This window comes from Bizionia hallyeonensis, assembly GCF_042657385.1.
Lineage (GTDB): Bacteria > Bacteroidota > Bacteroidia > Flavobacteriales > Flavobacteriaceae > Algorimicrobium > Algorimicrobium hallyeonense.
The window spans coordinates 328,078-341,329 of record NZ_JBHSLA010000001.1; the positions used below are offsets into that span (position 1 = coordinate 328,078).

The window sequence follows — 13,252 nt, forward strand, 5'->3', positions numbered from 1 at the left end:
TTGAAACATGTAACTTTGAATAAATCAAAATTAAGCACATGAAATGAGCGCTTTAAAAACATTATTACCAATGATAATTTTTTTATTGCGAAAACATGTGACAATTAAAAAACAAACACATGAAATACCATCTTATAGACAATCAACTCTTTATTAAAAACAGAAAAAACTTTATGGCGCAAATGAAGTCCAATAGTTTAGCTGTTTTTAATTCGAATGACGTATACCCTATTGGTGCAGATAGCACCATTCCATTTCAACAAGACCGAAATATATTTTATTTAAGTGGTGTAGACCAAGAAGATAGCATCTTGGTCCTATTTCCAGATTGCCCAAACCCAAAGCATCGAGAAATACTATTTGTTACAGAAACCAACGATCATATTGCGGTTTGGGAAGGTGAGAAACTAACCAAAGAAAAAGCGTTTGAAACGTCTGGTATAAAAACCGTTTATTGGCTACAGGATTTTGATAAAATTTTTAAAGAAGTCATGGCACAATGCGAAACGGTTTACATAAACACCAATGAGCATTATCGTGCTAATACCGAAACGGAAACACGTGAAGACCGTTTTAATAAAAAACTAAAAGAGCAGTATCCAGCTCACAGTGTAGCCAAAAGTAATCCTATCTTACAGCGTTTACGTTCCGTAAAGGATAAGATTGAATTGGACATCATGCAACAAGCCTGTAATATTACAGAAAAAGGTTTCCGCCGTCTTTTAAATTTCGTGAAGCCTGGTGTTATGGAATATGAAATTGAAGCGGAGTTAATGCACGAATTTTTAAGAAATCGTTCTAAAGGGTTTGCCTACACACCTATAGTAGCGTCTGGAAATAATGCCAATGTGTTACATTATATTGAGAATAATCAAGAATGTAAGGCTGGCGACTTAATCCTATTAGATGTAGGTGCAGAATACGCTAATTACTCGAGTGATATGACGAGAACTATTCCTGTTTCAGGAAAGTTTAACGACCGACAAAAAGACGTTTATAACGCGGTAAATCATGTAAAAAAAGAAGCTGAAAAAATGCTAGTTCCCGGAACTATTTGGGCGGATTACCATGTAGAAGTTGGTAAATTAATGACGTCTGAACTTTTAAAATTAGGTTTATTAGACAAATCGGATGTTCAAAATGAAAACCCTGATTGGCCAGCCTACAAGAAGTATTTCATGCATGGAACGTCTCATCATATTGGTTTAGACACGCATGATTATGGTTTACTTCATGAACCTATGACAGCGAATATGGTCTTTACAGTAGAACCTGGGATTTATATTCCTAAAGAAGGTTTTGGTATCCGTTTGGAAGACGATTTAGTGATTCAAGAATCTGGAGCACCGAAAAACTTAATGGGCAATATCCCTATTGAATTGGAAGAGATTGAAGATATTATGAACTCATAAAAATTAAATCTTAAAATTTCATAAAAGCCTCATTAATTTTTATTGGTGAGGCTTTTTGGTTGAAATATATTAACAATCACAAAAGTCAGCAAAGCTGGCAACACCCAACCCAAACTATGATTTGCTAACGGAATACTATTCAAGACACCTTGTAAATTATTTACAGGGATTAAAAACTTTAAAAAATCGGGAATACTGAAAATAAATGTGACCAATACAACGGCTTTAAAAACAGTTTCAGAAGCAAATTTTTGTGGCAACACATTCAACAGAATCAACACAATAGTATTAGGGTAAATAAACATAAGTGCTGGCAACGCGATATCAATAATAAAGGCCACATTATAACTCCCAACAATAACACCTATTAGGGATGATAACATAGCCGTTATAGTATATGCTTTTCTAGAATCCTGGAATAAGCCACTAACATAATCAGATGCGCCCGTTATAATACCAACGGCAGTTGTAAAACATGCCAAAGCGACTAAAACACTCAAAAAAGTGGTTCCTATATTACCCAACGTTAATTGACTTAAACTGGTTAAAACTTCCGTTCGGGTTGCATTTTCCGAAAAACTGGCTTGCAACAAATACCCACAGATTATAAGGCCGGCATAAATAATGAATAGTCCGAAGCCTGCAATGAATCCAGCTTGAGAGATTAGTTTTTTCTTTTCTTCGAAAGTACCTTCTCCATACGTTTTTAAAGACAACACAATAACAGCACCAACCACAACACCAGCAATAGCATCAAAAGCTTGATAGCCTTCAAAAATTCCAGATGTTATTAGCGCAAATGATGAACTAACAGCCGTAGTAACTGTTTCTGATGAGCCGCCATAAATTCCTAAACCAATTATGATTAATAATATGATAACAATTAGAGGCGTTAAATATTTACCAATTAAACTTAAAAGGCGCGAGCGATTCATAACAAACAGAAAAACCAAGGCGAAATAAATACAGCTTGTTAGTAAGGTAGACGAATCAAAAAATGGTACAATTGCCATTTCATGTGTTACAGAAGCTGTTCGTGGTGCAGGTAAAGCAACGGCAATGGCATACATAAACACACAATAAACCGAACTAAAAATAGGTGATACTTTTTTGCCAAAATCGAACATAGTGCCTTGCAATTTAGCATGCGCATATATTCCTAAAATGGGGATTATAACAGCTGTTAAAGCAAAACCAAAAGCTACCAAATACCAATTCCCTCCCGCTTGCACGCCTAAATATGGCGGTAGAATTAAGTTACCTGCTCCAAAAAATAATGAAAAAAGTGCAAAAGCAACAATAAAGGTTTGTTTGGTTTTATTCATATAATTTCTGAAAAACAAAAATGGATTATTAAATAAAGATTTAAACTCTGTTATCTTTGTCCAAGATACTTTAAAAATGATATTAGACTATAAAGGTACTTCTGTTTTTTATTCCGACCAAGGCAAAGGAACACCAATCGTTTTGCTTCACGGATTTTTAGAAAACAGCACGATGTGGGAACGCTTAATTCCGAAACTTATCCAGACCAATCGGGTAATTGCCATTGATTTATTAGGACATGGTAAAACGGGTTGTTTGGGATATATTCATAGCATGGAACTGATGGCTGAAATGATTCATGCGGTTTTAGTTCATTTAAAAATTGATAAAAGTATTTTTATTGGTCATTCCATGGGTGGCTATGTGGCATTAGCTTTCGCTGAAAAATTCCCCACTATGATATTGCGATTATGTTTAGCGAATAGTACGGCAAAGGCAGATAGTCCTGAACGAAAAATAAATAGAACACGTGCTGTAAAAGCGGTTAAGCAAAACCACCGAGCTTTTGTTAGTATGGCTGTTACTAATTTATTCGCTTTAAAAAACCAGTCTTTACTTACTAACGAAATTTCTCATGTCAAAAAAGAAGCACTAAAAACACAGCAACAAGGTATAATAGCTGCTCTGGAAGGCATGAAAATCAGAGCTGACCGAACTGATATTCTCAAAACAGCTATATTTCCTAAATTACTAATTATTGGTCGTAATGATACGGTTATTCCATGTGATGATCTTGTAAAGGAAGCCGAAGAGACAAATACTAATTTTGTCATTTTTCCTGATGGACACATGAGTTATATTGAAAATGAAAGTTTATTCCTACATGAAATTGTGCATTTCATCGAATAATTATTGATTTTAACGGTTAAAGTGTTTTTTTTGATAGCTTTATGGAACCCAAAACCAAAAAGAATGAAACCTACTAATCAAAAAATCGCTTTCATACCGAAATTATATTGCAATATTTTTGGTCATGATTTTCACGTTTCGCGAAAAGTAACTTTACACGTTAAAGAGTACCAATGTAAGCATTGTAAAAAGCAAGCCACCACTAATGGAAATGGTAAGCTTACGGAACTGACTCCAAAATTTATGGAAATAAACAGTATCCTAGAGCAAATGTATTCACGTCGCGCTTTGCGCTTAGCCTCTAACAGCTACACAGACAATACACTACGAGTTACGGGTTAGTTGCAAAACGGTTTATTCGTCATTAAAACTCTTCCAACCTTGAGCTTTTAATTGAATTTTAGTTTCAGCACGCGTAACTAAATGCATGCCAGCGCTAGCTTCTTGCATAAAACCTATAACACTAAAATTAGGATTTGCTTGTATTTTAGGGAAATCTTCTTGCGCAATGGTGAATAATAATTCATAGTCTTCACCACCATTTAAAGCAACAGTTGTGCTATCTATATTAAATTCTTCGCAGGTAGAAATTACTTGAGGATCTAGAGGGATTTTATCCTCATATAAATCGCAACCTACCGCGCTGTGTTTACATAAGTGTAATATTTCAGATGATAATCCATCACTAATATCAATCATAGACGTTGGTTTCACCTCCAATTCTTTTAATAAAGTAATAATATCTTTACGCGCTTCTGGCTTTAATTGCCTTTCAACAATATAGGTATATTGGTCTAAGTCAGGCTGACTGTTTGGATTCACTTTAAACACGGCTTTCTCGCGTTCTAAAATTTGTAATCCCATATAAGCACCACCCAAATCTCCTGAAACCACTAATAAATCATTCGGTTTAGCACCACTTCTGTAAACGGCTTCACCTTTAGCAACTTCTCCTATTGCGGTAACGGAAATTAATAATCCAGACGTCGAGGAAGTCGTATCACCACCAACTACATCCACACCGTATATATTGGCTGCTGTATGAATGCCTTCATATAACTCTTCCAAGGCTTCTAGCGGAAATCTATTAGAAACCGCAATGGAAACTGTGACTTGAGTTGCCAAAGCATTCATAGCATAAATATCCGATAAATTTACCATAATGGCTTTGTAACCTAAATGTTTCAGAGGCATATAACTTAAATCGAAGTGCACGCCTTCCACTAATAAATCGGTAGAAACAACGACTTGGTTTTCACCAAAATCTAAAACAGCCGCATCATCACCTATACTTTTTATAGTTGATTTTTGAGTAATTTTAAAGTTGGATGTCAAATGATCTATTAGAGCAAATTCGCCTAAATTCTCTAATTGGGTGCGTTGTTGATTTTTATCTTCTATCATAATGCAAAAATAAGAAGCTTGGAGTTATTTGTAGCCATGTTCATCTAAAAAAATAAGATCATGACTAAACACTAAATTCATTTTTAACACAAAAAAAAGCTTAATGCCACCTGTTTTACTAAATAATCCGTTAATTTTGTTCAGATTAAACAATGAAATCTTGTAAAGTCCAAGTTAATTTAAAATATGACATATAATTCATGTTTTAATTTAATATCCAGTCTTAATCAAAGCAATAAAATTGCACGAAAATCGTTTATAATTAAAATTCAATGCGGTGTATAATACCCTTTAAGCCGCAACAAAAAAACCTATGAAACACCTTTTTAAATTCCCCCTAACTATCAAACTCTTATTTATTTGCGTTATTGTTTTCTCAACGCTACAAGCATGTGATGATGAACCTGTAGAACCAATTGTTGTTGTAGATACCGATAATGACGGTATTCCCGACAATGAAGATAATTGTCCTGAATTATCAAATCCAAATCAAGAAGACGCCAACAACAATGGAATTGGTGATGCCTGTGAAGATATTATCATCATAGACACAGATAACGATGGTATTCCAGACAGTGAGGATAACTGTCCAACTATAGCCAATCCAAATCAGGAGGATGATGACAATGATGGTATTGGAAACGCCTGTCAAGACACCCCTGCTACTACGCCATTATTTCCTTGTGAAAATGGTATGGCTGGACCTTACCCATGTAATGGCTATGACTTATTGAGTCATATTCCCGTTAACATTATCGGTGAACCTAATGCCGAGGGTAACGATTCTTGGGGCTGGACAGATAGCACAACAGGTAAGGAATATGCACTTGTTGGCACCACACAAGGAACAGCATTTGTGGATGTTTCAGACCCGATAAACCCTATATTTTTAGGCCGTTTAGCTTCCGCTAATCCTGGTGACAGAGGCAATATTTGGCGCGATGTTAAAGTGTATAATGATTACGCTTTTATTGTTAGTGAAGCTAGTGGTTATGGTATGCAAGTTTTTGATTTAGGTAGATTGCGTAATGTGCCAAATCCGCCAGAAACGTTTACAGCTGACACCCATTATACAGGTTTTGGAAGCGCTCATAATATTGTTATTAATGAAGATTCTGGTTATGCCTACATTGTAGGAACTAGCCGAAGTGGAACCTATGCGGGAGGCCCTTTATTCATTAATATTCAGAATCCGTTAAGCCCTGTTGAAGAAGGTGGCTTTTTTGGATATTCTCATGATGCACAAGTTCTAAACTACAATGGTCCAGATGCCGATTATAACGGTCAAGAAATTTTAATTGGAAGCAATGAAACTGAAGTTGTAATAGTAAATGTAACAGACAAAGCAAATCCTCAAATTATTTCTAGTATTGACTATACCAATATAGGCTATACTCATCAAGGTTGGTTTACGGATGATTTACAATATTTCATTTTAGGAGATGAAACTGACGAACAAAGTTTTGGTGGTAATACGCGAACCATTGTCTTTGATTTTACAGATTTAGACAACCCGTTGTTTCACATGGATTATTATGGACCAACAGCTGCAATTGACCATAATGGCTATGTAAAGGGCGATACATTTTATATTGCTAATTACACAGCAGGCGTTCGATTTGTAGATATTTCCGGAATTGGTAATAGCACCATGACCGAAGTTGGCTTCTTTGATTCTTATCCAGCGAATAATAGCACTAGTTTCCATGGTGCCTGGAACGTATACCCTTATTTTGCTAGTGGCAATATTATTATTAGCGATATTGAAGGTGGCTTATTTATAGTAAGAAAGCAAAATTAAATTCACCTTGAAACTAAAAATATTAAGTTTATTAACGACACTATTCATACTGGGTTGCTCATCAGATAATGATACAACCCCAGCTTCTGCTGTGGACTCCACCACAACCGCAACAACATTAGGTGGATCTAAAAATGAAAGTGGTCAATCCATAATCAAAACTATGGATGGCGGCTATGCTATTTTAGGATTTACTCAAAGTTCGGATGGCGATATTGCCGATAAGACTAATGAAAGTTATGATTATTGGGTGCTAAAATTTAATGCGAATCATGACATGCAATGGTCCAAAACTTATGGTGGATCGGGTGATGATCGCGGCGAAGATATAGTTCAGACATCAGATGGCGGTTTTGCCGTTTTAGGTTATAGTGATAGTAATGATGGCGATGTAACCAGCAATGCAGGCGCACAAGATTACTGGTTGGCAAAACTAGATTCTTACGGAAATTTATTATGGCAACAATCCTATGGCTATTTAGGAGCTGACCGTGGCAAATCCATTTTAATAACACAAGATGGCGGGTTTTTTATAACAGGTATTTTAGATGTTACAGCATCAGGTGGTGCTGGAAATACTAAAAACGCTAGTTCCAAACACGCAGGTGGTGATTATTGGGCTTTAAAACTGAACAGTGAAGGCACCATTGAATGGAGCAAATACTATGGCGGAAGCTTTACCGATTCCCCGTTTGATGCCATTCAAACCACTGAAGGTGATTTCATAATTGTTGGATCCTCTGATAGTGATGATGTTGACATTGCTAATAATATAGGTGATTATGATTTTTGGGTGGTGAAAATATCTAATTCAGGAACCATAATCTGGGAAGAAAATTTTGGTGGCACTCAAATAGATGAAGCGCGCAGTATAGTGGATTCTGGAGATGGTAATTTTCTCATTATTGGAGACACACGCAGTAGTGATATTCATATTTCAAATAATTTAGGTGCTGCAGATTTATGGCTTATAAAAATATCACCTTCCGGAAATATTATTTGGGAAAAAACGTTTGGTGGAAGTGATTTTGATGCTGGATTATCCATTGCTAAAGCAACTAATTCAAACTTTATAATATCAGGGAGTTCTAGAAGTGCCGACGGGAATTTGTCCAGCAATAAGGGACAAAATGATGCTTGGTTATTAAAAATTGATGCCAATGGCTCCATTATCAAGCAAAATTCCATTGGTGGTTCTGCTATTGATTTTTGTCTAAGCGCAATAGAGTTAGAAGATAACACCATAATTGGTGTTGGGAAATCTAGTAGTTCAGATGGTGATATTGTAGAAAATAAAGGTTTTACAGACTTATTAATAATAAGAACAAAATGAAAAAAGCAATTTCAATATTAATGTTAACTTTTGTTATTTTTTCCTGTGGTGAAGATAATGACGATCTCCTAACGCCTGTCCAAACCAAGGCTGCAATTACATTTAATTTTACCCATAATTGGGATGCTACAGCTATAAATAGTAGCAATATTCAAACTGAAACCGTGACAAACGCGCATGGTGAAATTATGAATATGACAAGTTTGCGCTATCTTGTTTCACGATTTGAACTAACAAATCAAAACGGCGATATTTATAGTTTCAATGGGTATAAATTTACTGATTTATCCAATGAAACAACCTATAATTTTTCACCTGACAACAACATAATTCCAATTGGAACTTACACCTTAAAATTTATTTGGGGTTTTAATGAAACAGATAATATTGATGGTGCTTATCCCGACTTAAATAGTGCATCTTGGAATTGGCCAGAAATGCTAGGTGGCGGTTATCACTTTATGCAGCTAGATGGCATGTATAATGTAAACACAACCCCAATGCCATATAATTTTCACAATGGCACAGCACGTGTAAGCGCAGATGTTTTTGAGCAAAATTTTGCCAAAATAACGCTACCAACACCAATCACAATTACAAATAATGCTACCATTGAGATAAAAATGAATATTGCTGAATTTTTCAAAAACCCAAATACTTGGGATTTAAATGTTCTTGACACCTCATTAATGCCAAATTACGATGCGCAAAAAATGATGCAAGCCAATGTTAATACCGTGTTTTCTATTGGAAACATCACGCAGTAAAATATTGTAAATGAAAACAGCATTAACATATACACTTTTAACTTTCTGTATTTTTATTACGTCTTGTAGTAAAGATGATTCAGACGAATATGTTAATAAGCCAACGGCCCAACCTTTGGCTATTCCACCATTATTTGCGCAATTTATAATCAACCCTGTAATTCCCATTGATAATCCGCAAACTATAGAGGGTGTTGCTCTTGGTAAAAAATTATTTTTTGACCCCTTACTGTCCGCTAATAACACACAAGCATGTGCAACGTGCCATAGCCCACAAAATGCCTTTTCAGATAATTCTCAATTTAGCACAGGTATTGACGGTATTCTTGGGAACAGAAATTCCATGCCACTCTTTAATTTAGCTTGGAATTATGACGAACAATTCTTTTGGGATGGTCGCGTTTTCAGTTTGGAACACCAAGCGTTAGTTCCTGTAGAAGATCCCGTAGAAATGCATAACACATGGGAAACCGTTGTTACAAGATTACAACAACATCCTGAATATCCAAATCTATTTAATAATGCATTCGGTGAAGGCGTGATTACCAAAGAAAAAGCTACCAAGGCTTTAGCGCAATTTGAGCGCACACTCATTTCGGCCAACTCAAAATTTGACAAATATTTGCTAGGTGAGGCTACGTTAACACCTCAAGAAACCAACGGTTTAAATGTTTTTATGGATGAAACCCGAGGCGATTGCTTTCACTGTCATGGCAATCCCAACAACCCGTTATGGACCGATAATATGTTTCATAATAACGGTTTGGATGCCACAATTACCGATTTGGGACTTGGAGCCGTAACAGGAGATCCCGCTGACAATGGCAAATTCAAATCGCCTTCCTTACGTAATTTAGCATTTACCGCGCCATTTATGCACGATGGTCGTTTTGCAACCTTGGATGATGTTATTAATCATTATAGTGAAGGCTTACAAAATTCACCAACCATTGATCCGTTGATGAAAAAAGTAGCACAAGGTGGTGTGCAGCTTTCTGCTCAAGACAAAGCCGATTTAAAGGCTTTTTTACTGACTTTATCAGACCCTTCCTTTATTAATAATCCAGCATTTCAAAATTAACAGCTGACAGGAACTGCTGTTTAAATCCTATATTTTTTTCAAGATTATCCACTAGAAATTAAAGATAATTTCGCATAATTTTTATCTATGCTTCCATCTGTTAATATCATGTTAGGTTATATGGTAATCCATGACATATATTGTATATTTGCATACTATTTAGAGTAAATCTAATTAAGACTATGATAAAAGTATCTGAAACAGCAAAAAAGAAGGTCGTTGAATTAATGACTGAAGATGGCTATAATGCGGTAACCGACTATGTACGCGTTGGTGTAAAAAGCGGCGGCTGCTCTGGTTTATCTTACGATTTAAAATTTGACAAAGACCAGGTTGATGGCGATAAAGTTTTTGAAGATAATGGTGTAAAAATCATTATTGATAAAAAAAGCTTTTTATACCTCATTGGAACCACCCTAGAATATTCTGGCGGATTGAATGGTACTGGTTTTGTTTTTAATAATCCCAATGCAAATAGAACGTGTGGTTGTGGTGAAAGTTTTTCACTATAATAATCCCATCCTAACCTTCTCAATTGGAAGGACTAAAAAAGAAAATACACATGAGTAAATATACAGAGGACGATTTAAGAGAAGAATTAAAAACCAAGGAATACGAATACGGTTTCTACACAGATATCCAATCCGATACATTTCCTGTTGGTTTGAATGAAGATGTTGTTCGTGCTATTTCAAAACGAAAAGAAGAGCCGGAATGGATGACGGAATGGCGTTTAGAAGCCTTTCGCGTTTGGCAAGACATGATAGAACCTGAATGGGCAAACGTTCATTACCAGAAACCCGATTTTCAAGCCATCTCCTACTATTCCGCTCCTAATAGCAAGCCTAAATATGACAGTTTAGATGAAGTGGATCCAGAATTACTGGAAACCTTTAAAAAACTAGGCATATCTATCGATGAGCAAAAAAAATTAGCCAACGTGGCCATGGATGTTGTTGTGGATTCGGTTTCAGTAGCAACAACCTTCAAGAAAACTTTAGGTGAAAAAGGTATTATTTTTATGAGTATTTCGGAAGCCATTCAAAAGCATCCAGAATTAGTCAAAAAATATTTAGGAACCGTTGTTCCACAAAAAGATAATTTTTATGCCGCTTTAAATTCAGCCGTATTTAGTGATGGTTCTTTCTGTTATATTCCAAAAGGCGTTCGTTGTCCAATGGAATTATCAACCTATTTCAGAATTAACCAAGCAGGAACTGGTCAGTTTGAAAGAACTTTAGTTATTGCAGACGAGGGCAGTTATGTAAGTTACTTAGAAGGTTGTACAGCTCCAAGTCGTGATGAAAACCAACTTCACGCAGCCGTTGTAGAACTTATTGCATTGGATGATGCCGAAATAAAATATTCAACCGTACAAAACTGGTATCCAGGAAATTCGGAAGGCAAAGGCGGTGTTTTTAACTTTGTAACCAAACGTGGAATTTGCGAGAAAAATTCTAAAATATCTTGGACACAGGTAGAAACAGGATCGGCTGTAACCTGGAAGTATCCAAGTTGTATTTTAAAAGGTGATAATTCTGTAGGTGAATTTTACTCAATAGCAGTAACAAATAACCATCAACAAGCAGATACGGGAACCAAGATGATTCATTTAGGAAAGAATACCAAATCCACCATTATTTCCAAAGGTATTTCTGCCGGAAATTCACAAAACTCATATAGAGGATTAGTTCAAATTAGCTCCCGAGCAGAAAATGCACGAAATTTTTCACAATGTGATAGTTTGTTAATGGGTAATGAATGTGGCGCACACACCTTCCCATACATTGAAGCTAAAAATAAAACGGCCATTATAGAACACGAAGCAACCACGAGTAAAATTGGTGAAGACCAAATATTTTATTGCAACCAACGTGGTATAGATACTGAAAAAGCCATTGCACTTATAGTAAATGGGTTTAGTAAAGAGGTATTAAATAAACTCCCAATGGAATTTGCTGTAGAAGCTCAAAAACTATTGGAAATTAGTTTAGAAGGTTCCGTGGGATAAAATCAAATAATCAATCTTTTTAGTGATATTTTATGAAAAAACTAGCCACACTTTTAATAATATCTATTGTTTTTATCAGTTGTAAAAATGATAGTAAAACCGCAGAAACCACTATAGAAACAGAAGCTATTGATATGGATAGCCCCAATCGTACCAAAAAACAAAGCGATGGACTAACCTTATTAAAAGGTGAATTTGTTTACTATTCAGATGCAGCCGTATTACAAACGCATCGTGAAGTTTATGGCGTTATTATGGACGATAAAATGATGGAACTTAATAAAATGGCAGAAGCCTATAAAAAAGAACCAACAGATTACGCCACAGTTTCCATACGTGGAAAAATAGTACCAAAACCAGAAAACGAAGAAGGCTGGCCTTTTCGTGTAGAAATAAAAGAAATTTTAAGCGTTTCAGCTTCAAACCCTGAAACCAATAATGTAGTAAAATTGGAATCCAAATAACATGTTAAAAATAACAAATTTACACGCAAGTGTTAACGATAAAGCCATTTTAAGAGGCATCAATTTAGAAGTAAACCCAGGTGAAGTTCACGCTATTATGGGTCCTAACGGATCTGGTAAAAGTACACTAGCTTCGGTAATTGCAGGGAAAGAAGAATACGAAGTAACAGATGGCACCATTTCTTTAGGAGATGCTGTCATAGATGATTTAGCCGCTGAAGAGCGCGCACATAAAGGTATTTTCTTATCCTTTCAATACCCTGTTGAAATTCCGGGTGTTTCCGTTACCAATTTCATTAAAACAGCCATTAATGAAACACGTAAAGCTAAAGGACTTGAAGATATGCCTGCCAAAGACATGCTGAAATTAATTCGTGAGAAAGCAGAAATGCTAGAAATTGATAGAAAATTTTTATCACGTTCATTAAACGAAGGGTTTTCTGGTGGTGAGAAAAAACGTAACGAAATTTTTCAAATGGCAATGCTAGAACCTAAATTGGCTATTTTAGACGAAACCGATTCAGGATTAGATATTGACGCCTTACGTATTGTAGCTAATGGTGTAAACAAGCTTAAGAGCAAGGATAATGCCGTAATAGTTATTACGCATTACCAACGTTTATTGGATCATATTGTTCCAGATTTTGTTCATGTATTACACGAAGGCCGCATTGTAAAAACAGGTGGAAAAGAGTTAGCCCATGAGCTTGAAGAAAAAGGTTACGACTGGATTAAAGAAGAAGTAAACGCATAAATTAGTTTGTAGTGTTCAGTCGCAGTTTGCTAATGCTTACTCCAACTGAT

13 protein-coding genes are annotated in these 13,252 nt (G+C 35.7%); 11 read left to right on the forward strand and 2 right to left on the reverse strand.

What is annotated here, in order from left to right:
* Positions 1-119 precede the first annotated feature (119 nt).
* Entirely contained in the window at positions 120-1,412 is a 1,293-nt protein-coding gene (locus ACFPH8_RS01520; RefSeq protein ID WP_376858182.1) for an aminopeptidase P N-terminal domain-containing protein, read from the forward strand.
* Between the two features lie 32 nt (positions 1,413-1,444).
* Here the strand turns inward: ACFPH8_RS01520 and brnQ are convergent, their stop codons facing one another.
* Positions 1,445-2,737 carry a branched-chain amino acid transport system II carrier protein gene (gene brnQ, locus ACFPH8_RS01525; protein ID WP_376858183.1) on the reverse strand — a complete coding sequence of 431 codons (1,293 nt, stop codon included), beginning with the start codon at positions 2,735-2,737 and terminating at the stop codon, positions 1,445-1,447.
* 76 nt (positions 2,738-2,813) lie between these two features.
* On the opposite strand from brnQ, the gene ACFPH8_RS01530 reads away from it, so the two are divergent.
* The gene (locus ACFPH8_RS01530; protein WP_376858184.1) at positions 2,814-3,587 is read left to right on the forward strand and encodes an alpha/beta fold hydrolase; all 774 of its coding nucleotides are present in this window, start codon (positions 2,814-2,816) and stop codon (positions 3,585-3,587) included.
* A gap of 63 nt (positions 3,588-3,650) precedes the next feature.
* Positions 3,651-3,929: a hypothetical protein gene (locus ACFPH8_RS01535; protein ID WP_248396438.1), complete on the forward strand. Its 279-nt coding sequence runs from the start codon at positions 3,651-3,653 to the stop codon at positions 3,927-3,929.
* Positions 3,930-3,941: 12 nt separating this feature from the next.
* Here the strand turns inward: ACFPH8_RS01535 and thiL are convergent, their stop codons facing one another.
* Entirely contained in the window at positions 3,942-4,991 is a 1,050-nt protein-coding gene (gene thiL / locus ACFPH8_RS01540) for a thiamine-phosphate kinase (protein ID WP_376858185.1), read from the reverse strand.
* A gap of 313 nt (positions 4,992-5,304) precedes the next feature.
* Here thiL and ACFPH8_RS01545 point away from each other — a divergent pair, with 313 nt between their 5' ends.
* From ACFPH8_RS01545 to sufC, 8 genes are all read left to right on the forward strand, one after another.
* Positions 5,305-6,792 carry a choice-of-anchor B family protein gene (locus ACFPH8_RS01545; RefSeq protein ID WP_376858186.1) on the forward strand — a complete coding sequence of 496 codons (1,488 nt, stop codon included), beginning with the start codon at positions 5,305-5,307 and terminating at the stop codon, positions 6,790-6,792.
* A gap of 7 nt (positions 6,793-6,799) precedes the next feature.
* Positions 6,800-8,125: a hypothetical protein gene (locus tag ACFPH8_RS01550; protein WP_376858187.1), complete on the forward strand. Its 1,326-nt coding sequence runs from the start codon at positions 6,800-6,802 to the stop codon at positions 8,123-8,125.
* Positions 8,122-8,892, forward strand: coding sequence for an MbnP family protein (locus ACFPH8_RS01555; RefSeq protein WP_376858188.1), 771 nt, complete (start codon positions 8,122-8,124; stop codon positions 8,890-8,892). Before ACFPH8_RS01550 ends, ACFPH8_RS01555 begins: the two co-directional genes overlap by 4 nt.
* A 10-nt stretch (positions 8,893-8,902) precedes the next feature.
* A complete protein-coding gene (locus ACFPH8_RS01560) occupies positions 8,903-9,973 on the forward strand; it encodes a cytochrome-c peroxidase (RefSeq protein WP_376858189.1) in 1,071 nt (356 codons plus the stop codon).
* 182 nt (positions 9,974-10,155) lie between these two features.
* On the forward strand, positions 10,156-10,485 hold the full coding sequence (locus ACFPH8_RS01565) for a HesB/IscA family protein (RefSeq protein ID WP_248396452.1): 330 nt from the start codon (positions 10,156-10,158) through the stop codon (positions 10,483-10,485).
* 50 nt (positions 10,486-10,535) lie between these two features.
* The gene (gene sufB / locus ACFPH8_RS01570) at positions 10,536-11,984 is read left to right on the forward strand and encodes a Fe-S cluster assembly protein SufB (protein WP_376858190.1); all 1,449 of its coding nucleotides are present in this window, start codon (positions 10,536-10,538) and stop codon (positions 11,982-11,984) included.
* A gap of 32 nt (positions 11,985-12,016) precedes the next feature.
* Positions 12,017-12,448: a hypothetical protein gene (locus tag ACFPH8_RS01575; RefSeq protein ID WP_248396456.1), complete on the forward strand. Its 432-nt coding sequence runs from the start codon at positions 12,017-12,019 to the stop codon at positions 12,446-12,448.
* A 1-nt stretch (position 12,449) separates the two neighbouring features.
* Positions 12,450-13,202 (forward strand): Fe-S cluster assembly ATPase SufC, encoded by a 753-nt coding sequence (gene sufC, locus ACFPH8_RS01580; protein ID WP_248396458.1) that lies wholly within the window; start codon positions 12,450-12,452, stop codon positions 13,200-13,202.
* The last annotated feature ends 50 nt before the right edge of the window (positions 13,203-13,252 follow it).